Consider the following 288-nt stretch of genomic DNA (forward strand, 5'->3'; position numbering starts at 1 on the left):
TCTTTGAGAACTGTTATACCTCCGAGTGGGGAGAAGGAGTTATTACCATTACACCATCTATCACTCCGAAAGATTCAGTCTCTCCGGCATATCATCACAACATCCGTATCACCGGTAATACCTTCAAGCATTACGATTATGCGTTGCTGTACGCCCGTTCCGTAGATACACTGGTGTTTTCATCTAACAAGATAATATATACGAATACGTATCCGCCATTTTCCCGTAAGGTGAATGTGTACCTCGATGGATGCCGGCATGTAACTATTGGCGATAATATTTGTGACG

General features: G+C 43.1%; 1 pseudogene. It reads left to right on the plus strand.

Annotation, left to right across the window (positions count from 1 at the left end):
* Positions 1–288, plus strand: a pseudogene (locus ICL55_RS35030) (DUF2268 domain-containing protein); the annotation flags it as partial.

This window comes from Chitinophaga varians (assembly GCF_014529945.1).
Taxonomy (GTDB): domain Bacteria; phylum Bacteroidota; class Bacteroidia; order Chitinophagales; family Chitinophagaceae; genus Chitinophaga; species Chitinophaga varians.